Origin of the sequence: Vreelandella sulfidaeris, from assembly GCF_042429665.1 — a bacterium.
Lineage (GTDB): Bacteria > Pseudomonadota > Gammaproteobacteria > Pseudomonadales > Halomonadaceae > Vreelandella.
On the sequence record NZ_JBHMAC010000014.1, the window covers coordinates 1 to 17,679 of the forward strand.

Sequence of the window (17,679 nt, forward strand, 5' to 3'; positions counted from 1 at the left end):
TGCCGTCGGTGACCACCAGGGTGTCGCCCACCGCGGTGCCCGCGCCGAGCGTGACCGTGGCGTTAACACCGTTGCTGATTTCGTCAGCGCTGTAGATGTCGCCCGTGGCGTCTTCAAGCGCAACGCTGACCGCCGGGGCGGTGGCGTCGATCACGCCGTTATCGGTGGCGGTATCGCTGTTACCGGCCGGGTCAGTGACCGTGGCGGTGACGCTGAGGGCGGTGTCGCCAGCATTGATATCGGTAACTGTAACGCTGACACCGTTATCCAGATCCGCCTGGGTGATCGGACGGTTGAGGAGAACATTTCCTTTGCCGTCGGTGACCACCAGGGTGTCGCCCACCGCGGTGCCCGCGCCGAGCGTGACCGTGGCGTTAACGCCGTTGCTGATTTCGTCGGCGCTGTAGATGTCGCCACTGGCGTCTTCAAGCGCAACGCTGACCGCCGGGGCGGTGGCGTCGATTACGCCGTTATCGGTGGCAGTGTCGCTGTTACCAGCCGGATCGGTGACCGTGGCGGTGACGCTGAGGGCCGTGTCGCCAGCATTGATATCGGTAACTGTAACGCTGACACCGTTATCCAGGTCCGCCTGGGTGATCGGACGGTTGAGGAGAACATTTCCTTTGCCGTCGGTGACCACCAGGGTGTCACCCACCTCGGTGCCTGCGCCGAGTGTAATAGTGGCGTTAACACCGTTGCTGATTTCGTCGGCGCTGTAGATGTCGCCCGTGGCGGCTTCTAGCGACACGCTGACAGTCGGAACGGTGGTGTCAACTTCTGCTGCTGCTTCGGCATCAGGAGCGCCACCAAAATCAATTAACTCAGCTTCTTCAAGTCCACCGGACGTCTCAAAACTCAGTGAATCAGTCTCTTCAGCAATACGTGCAAGGCGGACGAAATCGCTACCGCCACCGCCTCCTCCGGCACCAACACCGCCAGCAGCAGTTGCATCTAGCAGGTCGAGTAAGTCGCCATCTTCATCATCAAGCGCCGCAAGCAGTGCTTCTAAGTCATCGTCCTGAGCACTGGCGTCGGTAGCAATGATGAGGTCACTCACCAAGTCAGGCGTAACAGCAACTTCTTGTCCGCCTTCTACTAGGCTAATACCTGTGTCATCAGAAAAATCCAGCTCGACACTACCATTGCTCGAAGTAATGAGAACTTCGCCCTCCTGCAACACATCACCAATACCCAGCTCACGCAAGTTACCGGCTTCATCACGCGCCCAAGCCTGACCTGTAATAGAAACAATGGTTGCAGTTGCCATGTTAATCTCCCGAATGAATTGAAAAGCCGTTTTCTAGCGCGTTGGCACTAGGGAATTAGCGGCATATACCATCATCCTAGGTGAGCTAACTACAAAAAAATATTGTACCGATGGACAGAAATAGAAGGAGGGCGAACTAAGCCTAAACGGAGGAAAACGTGCTCTTCAGTCCACGAACGCAACACTAATTTAGAATTTCCTAATTTAGTAGCTAACCCGCTCGCTCATCGAGGTAAGCTTAAGCATTAACTGCAGACGATCTCTCACGGCGAGTTTTTTGAAAATAGCACTTAAATGGGCCTTAACAGTGCGCTCGGTGATATCAAGTTGGCGCGCCACCTCTTTATTGGTCGCGCCACGCGCCACCGCCAATGCGACGCCACGCTCGCGCTCGGTAAGCAAAGTAAGATGGTCGTCATAAGCATTCGAGGTATTTTCAGCGCGCTGGGCTAACGCTCTAAATGATCCGCCGATCACTTTTGCCAACAGCTCCTGACCAACCCAAACACCTTGATTAGAAACGACCAAAGCGACCTGCTTAAGCACATCCGCAGCGGCCAAGGTGTGTACATACCCTCGCGCCCCTAAGTCCAACGCCTTCAACGCTTCTTTATCGTGAGGTGAATAGCTAAGGATGACCACCGTTAGCCCCATGGGGACTAAACGCTGAGTTAGTTCTGGCCATGACGCAACGGAACTGGCGATCCATACCAGATCTCCTGGGTTAGCTTGCTGTTCAACCACCTCAGCTGTTGAGGGTTGCGCAGCGGGAAACGCTTTTTGCCAGCGCGCCTTTAGACTGGCATCTAATGTTACAAACCAATGCCCCATTATCGTTCCCCCATTGAATCGCGCCATGCCCGTAAAATAGGTTTAAGCAAAAACTGCATTATTGTTCGTTTGCCGGTGATGATATCTACCTGTGCGGTCATGCCTGGAATGACTTGAAGTGAATCCGCGACATCTTGATCGGCAAGGCTGCGTACCCTGACGATATAGAAAGTGTTGCCCTCATCATCCGTAACGGTATCGGCACTAATATGATCCAACTCGGCCTTCAGCCCGCCGTAGATGGCATAGTCGTAGGCAGTCAATTTGATCGTGGCGGCTTGGCCGGGATGCAGGAAAGCTATGTCTTGTGGAGCAATCCGGGCCTCGACCAGAAGCTGGTCGTCACTGGGAACGATATCAATCACTTCTTGCCCAGGCTGCGCAACGCCACCAATCGTACTGATATGGACGCGCTGCACCACCCCATCGACCGGTGAACGAATTTCCGTCAACCGAACGCGATCCTGTAGCCCAGTGCCTGACTGCTGCAGCGCATTTAAATCACCTAACGTTTCGGCGAGATCGTTACGCCACTCGCTTCGCCGCTCTGCGCCAAGCTCAAGTAACTGCCCTTCTGCCTCTTCTACCGCAGCCTGCAGACGGGAAACCGCCGCATCAGCCTGATTACGCTCACCGGTCGCTCGCGACACATCTCGCTGCAAGCGCAATACTTCAACTTCTGACACGGCACCAGAGTCCAACAGCGGACGCGTTAGATTCAGCTCCTGGCTTGCCATATTGGCTTCGCGCTGAGCAGTATCGCGCTTGGCAACGGCCTCTCTTAACTCCTCTTCCCGCTGACGAATACGATCTCTAAGAACATTCTCTTGCTCACGCAACTCTTCACGTCGGCTCTCATAAACTTCACGCTCCTGAATCACTATGCTCGGAACTTCCTGGCGCAATTCTTCATCAGGCTCAAAGGGAGACCCCGTCACTAAGGCACGCAAGCGTTCGGCTTTAGCTTGTAGCGCGTACCGCTGCGCTCGGTTTTCGCGAAAATCAGACACAAAACGCGTGGGGTCAATTTGCATTAACACTTGACCCGCCTCGACCATCTGGCCTTCACGCACCATGATCTGCTCGACGACACCACCATCGTAAGACTGGATTCGCTGCAACTGGCTCGCGGGAATAACGCGACCCGCCCCGCGAGTCACCTCATCAATCTCGGCGAAGCAGGCCCAAATAATAAGCGCCACAAACGCCAAGCAGACGCCATAGAGAAACAAGCGCGCCCGCATGGGTTCTTGTTGTAACCGTGCCCAGTCGGTATCACTCGCCCAGTCGCGATTTAAGTGAGCAGACGTGACACGTCGAGCAAACAAGCGATCAATGAAGGGACGAAAAGGTTTTTTGCCTTTTTCGGAGAACCGGCCGATGGCTTCAAAGCCTTTTTGTTCGGCAGTACCGGTCGTTTTTTTAGCCATTAAGAAGCCCTCCCAATCTGACCTTTACGGAGCGCTTCTACTACGGTATCGCGGGGACCGTCCGCAACGACTTTGCCGCTGTCCATAACAATAATGCGATCCACCAATGAAAGCAGCGACGTACGATGCGTCACTACCAGCATTGTTTTCCCTTTCGCAACATTGCTGAGGTTGGTTTTAAATGCCTCTTCACTCGCGTTATCCATCGAGCTTGTCGGCTCATCCAATAGCAATATGGACGGGTCGTGGACTAACGCCCGCGCAATCGCAACGGACTGCTTTTGACCTCCCGACAATGCCTGACCGCGCTCGCCGACTTCTAAATCCACGCCACGGGGATGGCTATTGACCAACGACTGTAGGCCTGCCACATCCAGTGCATTAAGCAGCGCCTCATCATCAAGACGATCACTGCCTCCCCCCGCGACAATATTGTCGCGTAGAGAGCCTGAAAAAAGACTGACATCCTGGGGAACGTAGCCAATATGACGACGCAGCTGTATAGGGTCAATTTGGCGAATATCGACGCCGTCGAGCAGCACAGCCCCAGCAGAGGGTTGATAAAAGCCTAGCAGCAGTTTATTTAGCGATGACTTGCCACAGCCTATGCGACCAAGGAGTGCGACTTTTTCCCCGGCTTTAATTGAGATTGATACATCACGCAGCGCATCGCGCTCTTCATTGGGGTAGCGCAGGGTAACCTTTTCCAGCCGAATATCACCCGCTACGCTAGGCTTTTCGACATAGACTTTACCTTCATGGCGCTCAACACGCTTGTCCATCACTTGGTTAAGCGAATCTAACGCCGTTGAGGATTGGTGATACTGAGCTAACAGCGCTGCGGCCTGACTGACCGGTGCCATCGCACGTGAGGAGAGCATATAAGCGGCAATAAGCCCGCCTTGAGACAGATTACCTTCAATTATTTGATAGACACCCACAATAATGACGCAGACCGCCACACTATGTTGTGCCCATTGCGCCACGTTCGATACGGAGGTACTTACCAATCGCAGCTGTGCACTAGTCCGTGATAAAAACGCGGTGGCTTTTTCCCAGTGGCGCTGAATCCGGCTTTCAGCTCGCAACGCTTTTACATTCTCCAGCTGAGACACTGACTCGACCAGCAGGGCATTGCGCTGGGCGCCGGCCTCCCAAGTCGTTTGAGAGAGTTCATGCAACTTACCCTGAGCTGCTAACGCATAGAGCAATACGAATACGATGCCGACTAAAACAGGCAATACTAACCATGGGTTAATTAACGCGATAATAGCTGCAAAGAGCAGCACAAAAGGAAGATCAACAATGCCGAGAATAGTCGCGGAACCAATAAAGGCACGTATCGACTCAAATGATTGCAGGGTAGACGTGAAAGACCCAGTAGAAGCAGGCCTATCCTCCAGCCGCAGCCCCAAGGTTTTTGCCATAATGGAAGAGGAAAGTTTTACATCTGCTCGGCTCGCGGCGAGATCGACGAAACTGCTGCGCATTAGCCGTAACGCCAAGTCAAAACAGAGCACGATAAAAATACCGCTCGCCAGCACCCAGAGCGTTTCAGTCGCTTGATTGGGCACAACTCGGTCGTACACATTCAACACAAACAGCGGCATCGCCAAGGCAAATAAATTAATGGCGACTGAGCCAATAACGATGTCGCGATAGAGTCGTCTGTTTTCTTGAATGACGCTCCAGAACCAATGCCCGCGCTGCTTTTTCTTGGTTTCAGGATTATTATCAAGTCGAAGGCGTGGACGTACGTAAATAGCCTCCCCTGAATAGCTAGAGGCTAGCTCGTTAAGCCCTACTTCTACTTCTGCTTCATTGAGTTCAGGAAAAACAGCTTTCGCACGCCCTTTCCTTATATCAATGGCGGTGACAATACACGCGCGGCCTGGCTCAAGAAGGACAACGACAGGAAACAATTCGGGATTGAGATTAGCCAAACCACTTTTGACGATACTAGCGGTCATGTCCGCTCGGGCAGCGGCCCTGGCAAAGACCGAAGGCGTCAGCTTCCCGTCTTCAAGCGGCAAACCCGCCGTTAATGATTCAGACGATATTTCATGCTGGTGCATTCTGGCCACTGCCTGCAAGCAAAGCAGCAGCTCATCATTATTGGAAGAAGAATCAAGTGCCTCATTACGAGAAAACGTTCGATCATGCTCTGACAATGTGCACCCCTTACAAGAAAATAGCACATAGCATGTTTTCCAATGCTATGTGCCATACGCGCGTATTCAAAAAAAGCCAACACATAGTGGTGCCAAATAAAGGCCTACTATTTCAACACCGATGATCGTGCTTATGTCGCTAACTCATTAAAGCGCTCTAATGTCACTTCTACGCGCCGATTCTGACGACGACCCTCAACAGTGTCGTTAGTAGCGGTTGGCCGTTTTGAGCCGTAGCCTTCTGTCTGCATAAGGCTACGCTCTACTCCCTGCTCAACAAAGAACCGTGCAACGCTATCCGCACGTTGTTGAGAGAGAGGGTCATTAATAGCATCGGTGCCCGTATTATCAGCATGGCCTGCAATAAAAACGCGCGCGATATCATCACGCTGCATAATCTCAGTGGCTAACTCAGCGAGCTCCTCACGGGTATTCACCCCTAATACAGCACTATTGATGGGAAAGAGCGCATCGGTGGAGAGGGTGACGTCAGGCGCGCGAGTCGGCGCAGGCGCGTTAAAGTCACCACCGACAAAATCTTCTAATGTAAATCCGCTGGGACCAGCGACTGGACACAATATCTCTGGCGTAATGTCCACCCCGTCACTGCCTAGTTCAGCTAACGTGGGCATATCATCACGCATAATGTCTAACGTTTGCATTAATTGCCCCGTCGCTGCGAGGGTCCTTGCATCGGCCAGGGTAATATCATATTGCGCATTGGCATAAGCACGGCTGGCTTCGAAATACTCGTTTTCACTATCCAGCACATCTAAAAGAGTACGCTGACCAATATCAAACTGTTGTTGATAAGCGCCTCTCACGCGGTCGATAGAAAGCCGATGCTGGTTTAAATAAGTCAGCTGTTCACGAAGACGCTGAGCGTCATTGTAGGCAATTTGCGTCGTTTGACGTACGTTAGTACAGGCCAGTTCGCGTTGATTAACGGCTTCTTCGATGCGGTCGCTGGCGGCACGGAAAGCGGCTCGGTCGCTACCGCCATTATATAGATTCATGCTTGCCACTAGCTGAATACTATGTTCATCACGTCGACCTGAAATGGCATCATCTTGGTTATTAGTGCCGGTTCGGCCCTGGATTTCCACGCGTGGCATGAACGCTGCACGCGTACTTTCTCGTTCGGCACGCTGAACGTTAATATTTTCAATCGCGGCGTGAAAATCGGGATTGCCTTCAAATGCCAGGTTGACGGCTTCGCTTACACTAGCGGGTAATTCTTCTTCAAGAGCAGGTGCAGGCATCAGGTTTTGAGCCGGCAAGTCGCCCACAATACGCATATAGCGCGCAGTAACGTCATGCAGGTTCGTCGCTTCGGTCATTAGATTGGACTCTGCTAGCGACAGACGACCACTGATTTGCTCAAGATCCACGCCACGCCCAGCGCCGGACATGGTCCGTTCTTCAATTTGCCGATACACTTCCTGATGCTTTGCGTAATTCTCTTGCGCCAACCGAACCAGTTCACGGTATCGAGCAACGTCTAAATAGGCTTGGGTAGCCTCAAGCGCTGTATTTTCACTCGCACCAATTAATTCGTAATAGGTGACCAGTTCCGCCTTATCCAAGCGCTCAACTTCGCTTCGAGTAGCAAAACCGTCAAATATCATTTGGGTCAGGGTCAGCTCGACAAAATCAGTCTCGTAGCTGCCACGACCATCGCCTTCGATGGCTTCCCGGCCAATTCCAGCAGACACATCAATATTGGGCAGGTAGTTACCTTTCGCCACCCCAATATCATTTTCTGCGGCGCGTAAACGCGACCAGGCGGCCTCAACTTCAGGATTAGTAGAGATAGCTTTTTGCACGACACTTTGCAGATCATCATTGCCTGGTGAATACAGGCTTTGAGGAAGCGTTTGAGCGATTGCGCTAGTCAACGGTGCAATGCTTAGTGCAAGTGCCATTAGAGGCAGAGAAACACAGCGAATATTAATGGTTTTGGTTCTTATAAATACTTCGTGCTTCATTAGTTACGTTCCCTATAGCTGATGTCACTTCTCTGGTCACTCAACCAAGCGTTTAGCTTCCATGCTTCCATGCTTTTGTATGCGGCCAACCGCCTAAAGCTTAGCATCTATCATTAGAAGTGATAATTTGAAATAGTCACATTTTGGTAAGCATATCTAGCTGATAGGCTTAATATACGCTCACGGCTCACCTAGCGTAATACAACTACACAAAAAAATACAAAAAAATAGTGAACCATTTAGATCCAGCGTAAAACACTAAATCGTTTAGCTGACTTTTTGCCGCTGCTGTAACCCCAGTCCCAGCAAAATCAATACCAAGCCAATCAGCGTTGAAGGCAAAATGGGTTCACCGACTACCAGGAAAAGCAGCATCAGCGATACCGGAGGGGAAAGGAAAATAAGATTGGAGACCTTGGCTGTGCGAGAGACCTTATGCACTGCCATTTGCCAAAGAATAAAGGCTATACCCATTTCAAAAAGGCCCACGTAAACACCCGCACCAAAGGCGGGCCAGCCATGCCATTGCAGACCAGGACCCAATAGCAGTAACAGCGTCAAAACAGGCACGCCTAGACTGAAGTTTTGCCACTGCCCCACCAGCGGAGGGCGAGGATCGCGAGCATTCAGCAACCAATAGAGTGCCCAAAGCAAGGTCGACACCAAGGCCAGCACAACACCTAATGGATCTGCAAAGGCAACATCGAATACTGCTCCACGTGTGGCAATAACCCATACGCCCGCATAGGCCACCAGCCCCGCTATAATATCCATACGCGTCAGGCGCTGACCAAGTAAAGGCACAGCCAGAAAAGCCATCGCCAACGCCCAGGTATAGTTGAGCGCCATGGCCTCCTGGCCCGGCAGACGATCATAGGCAGCAAACAGAACCAAGTAATAGGCAACCGGGTTCATCAACCCTGCCCATAATGAGGTTTTCCAACCAGAACGAAGGGCAGTGGTGAGATTGCCCTGTTTAATTACCAGCGCGCCCATTAACGCCCAGGAAACCAGCGCGGCTAGCCACATGAGTTCGAGTGGACTCATCCAGGCAAGCGCAACTTTGAAGGCAGTGGCCACCGTGGACCACAGCGCGACCGCCCCTAATCCGTACAGTATGGCTTGGCGATCCTGATTCATCGGTCGATATGCCCTAGATCCCGCCCTGGCTCCAACTGGTCACGCACCCTCTGCTTGAGCAACTTGATGTCAGGAAAACCGCCGTCTCGCTTGCGCTCCCATAGCAACAGATCATCACACCAAATTTCAAAAGTGCCACCATGAGAAGGTACCAACGCCACCTCGCCAATATCTTCGCCAAAGGTAGAAAGCAGCTCTTGCGCATACCAACCGCTTCGCAGTAGCCACTGACATTGAGTGCAGTAGCGAATTTTTATACGTGACATCCCTGACCTCCCAGACAAATGAATATGGCATCCTATACGGATTAGTTTGCCAGTTTGAGCCACGCCGAGATAGTTGAGCGAAAGCTAATTGACAGAAAACCAACTGATAGAAAATCAATTGACAGAAAGCTAGTTGATAGAAAGCTAGTTGACCGCCAATAGTGGGTTAGGGCTAATTATCATGGAACAGAACGTCATTACCGCACAGGAGCCTCAATGAACCAACACGATGTATCGCAAACACGTTTGTATGAATGGTTAACGGGCGATGAAGATAGTCGAATGTGCGATGACATACCCGAAGAAGCGTGCAATGCGCAGCCACGTAACTTCTTTCTACACTTACTGGCCTCAATAGGTAACAAGCTAGCCGACGAGCTATCCAGTGCACGCTTGGTTTTACCATGGCTAATGGGAATTATTGGCGCGCCAGTATGGATGGTGGGCTTGCTGGTGCCTATTCGTGAAGCAGGTGCCTTGCTACCACAAGTTTTTGTGGCAGGCTTTATTCGCTTAAGACCTAAACGAAAATGGGTATGGGTAGCAGGAGCGCTCATCCAAGCGCTGGCGGCAGTAGCCCTCAGCGTACTTGCATTAACGGCCTCAGGCTCGATCGGCGGTGCGTGCGTGCTGGCAGCGCTAACGCTACTATCACTGGCACGCGGTTTATCCTCTATTGCCACCAAAGATGTCTTGGGTAAAACCATTGCCAAACGTCGTCGCGGCACATTAATGGGCTGGAGTGGCAGCCTGGCAGGCGGTGCTACGCTCTTAGCCGGTGGCGTCTTGATGCTGTTTGATGGCCAGCCCGGCAACATCGTCGTCGCAACGCTACTTGCCATTGCCGCCGTCAGTTGGTTAATCAATGCGTTATCAGCCGCCCGCATTGTGGAAATCCCTGGCGCCGTAGAGGGAGGCGAAAACAGCTGGGATAGTATTAAGCTGGGCTTATCGCTCCTAAGAAGTGACCGCACTTTTTTGTTTTTTAACCTGACTCGTGCGCTTCTGCTCTCAAGCGCCCTCGCCCTGCCCTACATCGCGCTGCTGGGGCAGAATCAAAGCGGCACCGACCTCAGCGGCTTGGGCATCATGATCGTCATTTCGGGGCTAGCGGCGATGGTCGCAAGCCCTGTTTGGGGAAAGCGTGCAGACAAATCAAGCCGAGGCGTAATGCGCGATGCGGCAACAGGCACCGCTATTTGCTGTTTTCTTGCTGCCAGCCTGGTCTGGTTTCCTGGAACCTGGACACAAAGTATTTGGCCCTATGCTGTCGTTTACGCACTACTGGTTATTGTTCACCATGGCGTACGTCTTGGCCGTAAAACCTACCTTGTCGACATGGCGAGCCAAGATAATCGCGCACTTTATGTAGCCCTCTCGAATACCCTAACCGGCATACTTATGCTCATGGTCGGTGGTTTAATCGGGGCGTTAGCCCAGTGGTTTGGTAGTGACATATTGCTCTTGGTGCTGTCGATAATCGCCATTGGCGCCATACTGTGCACTCGCCTATTACCTGAGGTGGAATAAACGAACAACTCACTAAGTCATTAGCGCTTAAGACCTGTAATGCGATGCTGGCCTGCGTTCACGATTGCAATGCGTGGCAACGCTCGCCATGATAGGTAAAAATAGCAGGGAGCAATCGACCCTTTGCTATTTCTGCCTGCCATAAGTAATTATAAATTCTGATTGTTCTCAGGCATTAGACGCCGTGAACGTCGGAAAGGACGGAGCTGCAAAGGAACCCTTGATGAAACGTTCACCCTTGATCAGTCCAGAACTGCTCGAACGCATTGTTGATGCATCGGAAGACGGTATTGTGGTCGCCGAACAGGAGGGGGATGAAAATATCCTCATCTACGTCAACAAAGGCTTTGAGCGCTTAACGGGCTATAGTGCGGATGAAATTCTGTATCGCGATTGCCGTTTTCTCCAGAATGAAGACCGCGACCAAGACGCGCTAGCCGCTATTCGAGATGCGCTTAAAGACGGCAGCCCTTCTCGCGAAATACTGCGTAATTATCGTAAAGACGGCAGCATGTTTTGGAATGAACTCTCTATTACCCCCGTCTACGATGAAGCGGACGAATTGATGTATTACATTGGCGTTCAAAAAGATGTGACTGAACGGGTAGAGGCACAGCTGGCGCTGGCTGAATTACAGCAGCAGCGAGAAAACAACTAAAAACCCAACTTTCTTGGGTTAAAAGAACATCAGGGCTTGAACTTCATCCCAACTGGCGTTATATAGCGGCAAGGCGCTTGTGAACTGCGCTAGGCGCTTCACGTAGCATTAACATGGTTAATGTAACCAGCATGTGAAAAGCGAGTGGAGCCGTTGTTACGCTGGTACGCCAGCTGGGTTGGAGGACATCACATGAGCCGTGATCCCCTAAATCGTGAAACCCTAAGTCATGAAACCTTAGGCAATGAAGTACTCGACTCAGATGAGTTCGACAGTTTAGATGCCGTCAATGACGACCATTACGGCAAAAGTAAACCAAGCAAAGCAGACAGCTTACGCGCACGTCGTCAAGTTGAAGCATGGCTAGAAGAGCGCAGGCTTCAGCGTGCCATTGAAGATGACTGGGACGAAGAAGAATAAGCGCTGAACGGCTTTGCTTTCTCAACGAATGGAAAGGCTTGGCTCGTCAACACCTCAAGTAGCCTAGCCTTTCCTGGCCCAGACCACTATCATCACTCTTAGTCGGTGGCCTGCTGCTGTCGCTTTTCTCCTTTCAACAACTTAACGGATTTCCATGGCGCAATACGTTTTCACCATGAACCGGGTTGGCAAAGTCGTGCCGCCCAAAAAGCAAATTCTCAAGGATATTTCGCTATCGTTTTTCCCTGGTGCCAAAATCGGCGTATTGGGGCTTAACGGTTCGGGTAAATCCACACTGCTGCGTATTATGGCCGGTGTCGATAAAGAGTTTGAAGGTGAAGCTCGTCCGATGCCCGGCATCAATATAGGCTACCTGCCGCAGGAGCCTGAGCTAGACGACGAGAAAAACGTCCGCGACACCGTCGAAGAAGCACTCGGGGCGATTAAACAAGCCCAAGAAAAATTAGACGCGGTGTACGCTGCCTACGCAGAGCCTGACGCTGATTTCGATGCCCTAGCGAGCGAACAAGCCCGGCTGGAAAATATTATCGAAGCGGCTGATGCACACAACCTTGAACGCAAGCTTGACGTAGCGGCCGAAGCGCTTCGCCTGCCCCCCTGGGAAGCCAAGGTAGGCAACTTGTCAGGTGGTGAGCGCCGCCGTGTTGCGCTTTGCCGCCTACTGCTTTCAAGCCCCGATATGTTGTTGCTGGATGAGCCGACCAACCACCTTGACGCAGAGTCGGTGGCTTGGCTTGAACGCTTCCTGCATGACTACAGTGGCACGGTAGTAGCTATTACCCACGACCGTTACTTCCTGGATAACGTGGCGGGTTGGATCCTTGAGCTAGACCGCGGTCAGGGTATTCCGTTTGAAGGTAATTACTCCCAATGGTTGGAGCAGAAAGACCAACGCTTGAACCAGGAAGCCAAGCAGGAAGCCTCTCGCCAAAAAGCCATTAAGCATGAGCTTGAGTGGGTGCGTAGCAATGCCAAGGGCCGCCAAGCGAAAAGCAAGGCACGCCTCAACCGCTTTGAAGAAATGCAGTCTGGCGATTTCCAAAAGCGTAATGAAACCAATGAGATTTATATTCCGCCTGGGCCACGCCTTGGCGATAAAGTCATTGAATTTCATAATGTCACCAAGCGATTCGATGACAAATTGCTTTATCAGGATCTGTCTTTCACGATTCCTCCCGGTGCCATTGTCGGTATTGTGGGCGGCAACGGGGCCGGTAAATCTACCCTTTTCCAGCTTGTTACCGGCAAGCAACAACCCGATGCTGGTGAAGTGGTCATTGGCGACACTGTCGACATCGCTTATGTTGAACAGCTTCGTGATGGTCTAGATGATAAGCAGACCGTCTGGGAAGCTGTCTCGGATGGTCAGGATATCCTCAACATCAACGGCTATGAAGTATCCTCACGTGCCTATGTGGGACGCTTCAACTTTAAAGGCAACGACCAGCAAAAGCGTTTAGCAGAACTTTCCGGTGGTGAACGCGGCCGTTTGCAGTTGGCTCAAACGCTCAAGCAAGGCGCTAACGTACTGCTGCTCGATGAGCCTTCAAACGACCTGGATATTGAAACACTGCGGGCACTGGAAGAAGCGTTGCTGGCATTTCCAGGCTGCGCCATGGTGATCTCTCATGATCGCTGGTTCCTGGATCGTATCGCCACGCACATTATGGCGTTCGAGGGAGACTCTGAAGTCATCTTATTTGAAGGCAACTACGCAGAATACGAAGAAGACCATAAAAAGCGAGTGGGTAGCGATACACCCAAGCGAATGAAATATAAGCGTATTGACGCTTAACAGACGCGATCCATCTGGTCATTAAAAGCCCCGCGTCGCGGGGCTTTTTTTATGGCTAACACGCTCTATCTACAAGAACTAGCTAAAAGCTCTATCTACAGACAAACGCTACCGCGTACGTGGCCTAACGGCGACGACCGGTAAATAGTGAAACAATAAAAAGCACCAGAAAGAGAACGGACAAAATTTCCGCGATTGCGGATGCGGCTCCAGCCATGTCGAAAAACCCGATCACTCCCGCTATTATCGAGATGATTAAAAATAGCACCGAATTGCCTAGCATGGCTTTATCCTTCCCTGGTGACAGCACGCATTCCTATTGCTTAACCTCGCATGCGCCTATCCTGTAACGCGGCGAGCACTGCTATAAAAAACAATTAACATCAAAGGTGATAAACGCTTTTCGTCATCACTTTATACGCCAGCCCCATGCTCCATTTAATCGGCGCTGGAAAGCGAACTCCCCCAGCCTCTATGGCAAGCTGAGCGTGATGCGCTTCATCGATAGCCATTTGGCGAAGTATCGCGCGCGAGCGGTTGTCCCCAACAGGTAGCGACGCCTGATGCTCATCAATCTGCTTACCTAGTTGCTCCTCCGTTGCCGCTAACACCCCTAAACTTATGCGATCACTGATAGCACCTGTTGCTGCGCCAATGCTAAACGATGCCACGTAAAACAGTGGATTTAGGCAACTTGATCGGCTTCGCAGTTGTACAAGCCGCTCATCACACCAGGCAAGATGATCCGCCTCCTCAAGCGCCGACAGCTCCATCTGCTTACGTGCATGGGGAAGTTTCGCGGTCACCCCCTGCCCTTGGTACATTGCTTGAACACATACTTCACCGGTATGATTAACGCGCATGACACCCGCTGAATGACGGCGCTCGTAGTCATCGAGCGCGCCATCGACAGTGGTGTCTGCAGGGTTGGTGCGCTGCGAAGCAGCAGCGTGCGGCATCAACGTTCGCAAAACGGTATCAAACTGATGAATAAGGCGATCTGAACGGCTCTGTTGACGATCCATGACAACACTCCATTGCGTTAGAAAGGCAGTCTGCAGACGTTAGCCGGCTGGCCAGGTAAATACCCGCCCGCCCATTAAATGCATATGGATATGGTAGACCGTTTGCCCGCCCATTTCGTTGCAGTTCATCACCACACGATAGCCGTCTTCGGCAAAGCCCTGCTCACGGGCAAGCTTGGCAGCGGTAAACTGTAAACGCCCTACCGTGGCAAGGTCAGCCTCATCAATATCATTAAGCGTCGCGATGTGCTTTTTGGGCACTATCAATTGATGCGTTGGGGCTTGGGGACCAATATCATTAAATGCCAATACATGCTCATCTTCATAAACAATATCAGCGGGGATTTCCCGGTTAATGATTTTGCAAAATAAACACTCCATACCACTCTCCTTGTTTTGAAACTCAGCGATTAACGAAAGCGTCGCTGTGCCAACAGATGACGCACTAGCGGGGCTAGAATCAGCTCCATGGCTAATGACATTCGCGCACCAGGCACGACCAGGGTATGCGGGCGCGTAATAAAGGAATCTTTTATCATCGCCAACAGCCAAGGAAAGTCGACGGTCGAAGGGTCTCTAAAACGAATAACCACGAATGACTCAGCATCCGTGGGAATATCCTGCACTTCAAAAGGGTTGGAAGTATCGACCGTCGGCACCCGCTGAAAATTGATATGAGTGCGCGAAAACTGAGGCTGAATATAGCGCACGTAATCGTCCATGCGGCCCAGAATAGTGTCAATGACCGCTTCCTGTGAGTAGCCCCGTAACTTGGTGTCACGATCGATTTTTTGAATCCACTCAAGGTTCATGGTCGGTGCTACGCCAACCAGCAGATCTACATGGCGGGCTATATCGTACTCTTCCGTTACTAACCCGCCGTGCAATCCTTCATAAAAGAGTAAATCCGTACCACAAGGCAGCGACTGCCATTCAGTAAAGGTGCCTACTTGATAGCCAGCTTCAATTTTCTGCTTATCTTCGGCGTGAATATAGTGTCGAAAGGTACCCGAACCATGTTCACCATATTCACCAAACAGCCCTTCCAGCCGATCCAGCAAGTTAGCTTCAACGGCAAAATGAGAGAGCTCATTTTTACGTTCCGGCTCCTCGCGGAAGATGCGATGAAGATCCTCACGGGTATAACGGTGAAAGGCATCACCATCAACCACGGCGGCATGTACATCTTCACGCAAAAACATACGCTCAAAGCTGCGCCGAACTGTGGTCGTACCAGCACCGGAAGAACCGGTAACCGCTATAATCGGATACTCCCGTGACATTAGCCACTCCTCGCATGGGCAAGTACCTGTTTAACCTGCTCAGGCACGTCGACAGGCCGTCCTGTGGCGAGATCAATCAGTAGCTGGTTAACTCGTGCAGTCGCCACTACCTCTTGACTCTCCGCTTGGTAAATACGCTGGTAAACGGTTAACGCTTTTCCTTGCGGCTCAGGTACTGCGGTGGCGATGATTAACGCATCGGGCCAACGCGCTTCACGCTGATACTGCACGGCAAGATCGGCGACGACCGAAGGATAGCCCTGCATGTCCCACTCAGGCAGATCAAGTGCCGCAAACGCTTGAATGCGCGCCTCATGCAGCAATGAAACCAGCGCGTCATGCCCCAAGTGGCGTCCATAGTTCATATCGGTTACCCGCACCGTCAAAGGGTGACGATGAATAACCGCGTCAGCGGGAAAGTCCAGCTTGATACGTTCCATGCCTGTTTCCTCCTGAGAATTAATACGGGCTACCATTCAGTAGTTGGATGCGGCGATTACTGGCTCCCTTCACGGGCAATAGCGCGAAAAGCGATATCACGCCGATACTCGGCACCTTCCCAGCGAATGGCATTGACCCCTTGATACGCCTTTTGCTGCGCCTCCGATACGCTATCGCCCAACGCCGTTACACAGAGCACGCGACCACCAGAGGTAGTGACCGCCTGTTGATCACTCAGTGACGTACCGGCATGAAACACTTTGCATCCTGCTTGCTCAGCCTGCGCCAAGCCATGAATCGCATCACCTTTACGGTAGCTGCCTGGATAACCACCCGCCGCCATCACCACACCCACCGACGCGCGAGCATCCCATTCACAGCGATGCCCTGCCAGCTCGCCCTTGGCGCCCGCCAAACAGAGTTCAGCGAAGTCAGAGAGTAAGCGCAGCATAATGGGCTGGGTTTCCGGGTCGCCAAAACGGCAGTTGTACTCAATAACGCGAGGGTTACCGGCCGCATCAATCATCAAGCCTGCGTATAAGAACCCCGAATAAGCATTCCCTTCAGCAGCCATGCCGCGCACGGTTGGCAGAATGACCTGCTCCATAATGCGCGCATCGACTTCTGGGGTTACCACCGGCGCAGGAGAGTAAGCTCCCATGCCACCAGTATTAGGCCCCGTATCACCATCATAGGCGCGCTTGTGATCTTGGCTAGTCGCCATCGGCACGACATTTTCGCCGTCCACCATGACAATAAAGCTAGCCTCTTCGCCTTCCAAAAACTCTTCAATAACCACGCGAGCACCCGCATCGCCAAACGTGTTGGCTTCCAGCATGTCGCGAATGGCAGCCTCCGCCTCAGCCTCGCTCAGCGCTACGATAACGCCTTTACCTGCCGCCAACCCATCGGCTTTGATAACAATCGGGGCGCCCATTTTACGCAGGTAGGCAAGGGCCGAATCGACCTCTGTAAACGTTTGATAGTCAGCGGAAGGAATATCATGGCGCGCCAAAAAATCTTTGGTAAACGATTTAGAGCCTTCGAGTTGGGCAGCTGCCTGAGTAGGCCCAAAAATGGTTAGCCCAGCCGCTTGAAAACGGTCAACCACGCCAGTTACCAAAGGGGCTTCCGGGCCTACCACGGTTAACCCGATATGCTCCTCTTGAGCAAACGCGACTAGACGCTCCAGATCCGTGGCCTCGATAGCCACATTGGTCAGCTTTGCTTCTGTCGCGGTTCCAGCATTACCGGGAGCAACAAACACCTGCTCAACCTGGTTAGATTGCGCCAATTTCCAAGCCAGGGCGTGCTCACGGCCACCGCCACCTATCATCAAAACCTTCATGTGCATCCTTCTCGAACGGGAGAGCGTATATCATTGGCATTATGCCACAGCGCAGAAGCCAGCGG

General features: G+C 52.0%; 17 protein-coding genes. 4 read left to right on the forward strand and 13 right to left on the reverse strand.

The genetic code is table 11. The features are described 5' to 3' along the window. From ACFFLD_RS17880 to ACFFLD_RS17910, 7 genes are all read right to left on the reverse strand, one after another. Positions 1–1,267 (reverse strand): retention module-containing protein (locus ACFFLD_RS17880; protein WP_386072494.1); only part of this gene is annotated, 1,267 nt, incomplete at its 3' end. 204 nt (positions 1,268–1,471) lie between these two features. Then, complete coding sequence (locus ACFFLD_RS17885) at positions 1,472–2,098, reverse strand: response regulator transcription factor (RefSeq protein WP_386042876.1); 627 nt, start codon at positions 2,096–2,098, stop codon at positions 1,472–1,474. Beyond that, entirely contained in the window at positions 2,098–3,528 is a 1,431-nt protein-coding gene (locus ACFFLD_RS17890; protein ID WP_386042877.1) for an HlyD family type I secretion periplasmic adaptor subunit, read from the reverse strand. Before ACFFLD_RS17890 ends, ACFFLD_RS17885 begins: the two co-directional genes overlap by 1 nt. Beyond that, entirely contained in the window at positions 3,528–5,699 is a 2,172-nt protein-coding gene (locus ACFFLD_RS17895; RefSeq protein WP_386042878.1) for a type I secretion system permease/ATPase, read from the reverse strand. The genes ACFFLD_RS17890 and ACFFLD_RS17895 overlap by 1 nt, the downstream gene beginning before the upstream one ends. A gap of 131 nt (positions 5,700–5,830) precedes the next feature. Then, the gene (locus ACFFLD_RS17900) at positions 5,831–7,687 is read right to left on the reverse strand and encodes a TolC family outer membrane protein (RefSeq protein WP_386042879.1); all 1,857 of its coding nucleotides are present in this window, start codon (positions 7,685–7,687) and stop codon (positions 5,831–5,833) included. Between the two features lie 267 nt (positions 7,688–7,954). Further along, positions 7,955–8,827: a DMT family transporter gene (locus ACFFLD_RS17905; RefSeq protein WP_386042880.1), complete on the reverse strand. Its 873-nt coding sequence runs from the start codon at positions 8,825–8,827 to the stop codon at positions 7,955–7,957. Next, positions 8,824–9,093, reverse strand: coding sequence for a SelT/SelW/SelH family protein (locus ACFFLD_RS17910; RefSeq protein WP_386042881.1), 270 nt, complete (start codon positions 9,091–9,093; stop codon positions 8,824–8,826). The genes ACFFLD_RS17905 and ACFFLD_RS17910 overlap by 4 nt, the downstream gene beginning before the upstream one ends. 216 nt (positions 9,094–9,309) lie before the next feature. Between ACFFLD_RS17910 and ACFFLD_RS17915 the strand changes: the two genes are divergently transcribed. From ACFFLD_RS17915 to ettA, 4 genes are all read left to right on the forward strand, one after another. Further along, the gene (locus ACFFLD_RS17915) at positions 9,310–10,623 is read left to right on the forward strand and encodes an MFS transporter (protein WP_386042882.1); all 1,314 of its coding nucleotides are present in this window, start codon (positions 9,310–9,312) and stop codon (positions 10,621–10,623) included. Positions 10,624–10,846: 223 nt separating this feature from the next. Further along, on the forward strand, positions 10,847–11,281 hold the full coding sequence (locus ACFFLD_RS17920) for a PAS domain S-box protein (RefSeq protein ID WP_386042883.1): 435 nt from the start codon (positions 10,847–10,849) through the stop codon (positions 11,279–11,281). Positions 11,282–11,473: 192 nt separating this feature from the next. Next, a complete protein-coding gene (locus ACFFLD_RS17925; protein WP_386042884.1) occupies positions 11,474–11,701 on the forward strand; it encodes a PA3496 family putative envelope integrity protein in 228 nt (75 codons plus the stop codon). Positions 11,702–11,855: 154 nt separating this feature from the next. Beyond that, the gene (gene ettA, locus ACFFLD_RS17930) at positions 11,856–13,517 is read left to right on the forward strand and encodes an energy-dependent translational throttle protein EttA (protein ID WP_386042885.1); all 1,662 of its coding nucleotides are present in this window, start codon (positions 11,856–11,858) and stop codon (positions 13,515–13,517) included. A 124-nt stretch (positions 13,518–13,641) separates the two neighbouring features. Here the strand turns inward: ettA and ACFFLD_RS17935 are convergent, their stop codons facing one another. The 6 genes from ACFFLD_RS17935 to purD all read right to left on the reverse strand — a co-directional run bounded on the left by ACFFLD_RS17935 (position 13,642) and on the right by purD (position 17,614). Beyond that, the gene (locus tag ACFFLD_RS17935; protein ID WP_386042886.1) at positions 13,642–13,800 is read right to left on the reverse strand and encodes a DUF1328 domain-containing protein; all 159 of its coding nucleotides are present in this window, start codon (positions 13,798–13,800) and stop codon (positions 13,642–13,644) included. 100 nt (positions 13,801–13,900) lie between these two features. After that, a complete protein-coding gene (gene coq7, locus ACFFLD_RS17940) occupies positions 13,901–14,542 on the reverse strand; it encodes a 2-polyprenyl-3-methyl-6-methoxy-1,4-benzoquinone monooxygenase (protein WP_386042887.1) in 642 nt (213 codons plus the stop codon). A gap of 39 nt (positions 14,543–14,581) precedes the next feature. Beyond that, positions 14,582–14,923 (reverse strand): histidine triad nucleotide-binding protein, encoded by a 342-nt coding sequence (locus tag ACFFLD_RS17945; protein WP_386042888.1) that lies wholly within the window; start codon positions 14,921–14,923, stop codon positions 14,582–14,584. Between the two features lie 29 nt (positions 14,924–14,952). Continuing rightward, the gene (locus ACFFLD_RS17950; protein ID WP_386042889.1) at positions 14,953–15,825 is read right to left on the reverse strand and encodes a phosphoribulokinase; all 873 of its coding nucleotides are present in this window, start codon (positions 15,823–15,825) and stop codon (positions 14,953–14,955) included. After that, a complete protein-coding gene (locus ACFFLD_RS17955; RefSeq protein ID WP_386042890.1) occupies positions 15,825–16,265 on the reverse strand; it encodes an acyl-CoA thioesterase in 441 nt (146 codons plus the stop codon). Before ACFFLD_RS17955 ends, ACFFLD_RS17950 begins: the two co-directional genes overlap by 1 nt. Before the next feature lie 56 nt (positions 16,266–16,321). Beyond that, entirely contained in the window at positions 16,322–17,614 is a 1,293-nt protein-coding gene (gene purD / locus ACFFLD_RS17960) for a phosphoribosylamine--glycine ligase (RefSeq protein WP_386042891.1), read from the reverse strand. Between the last annotated feature and the right edge of the window lie 65 nt (positions 17,615–17,679).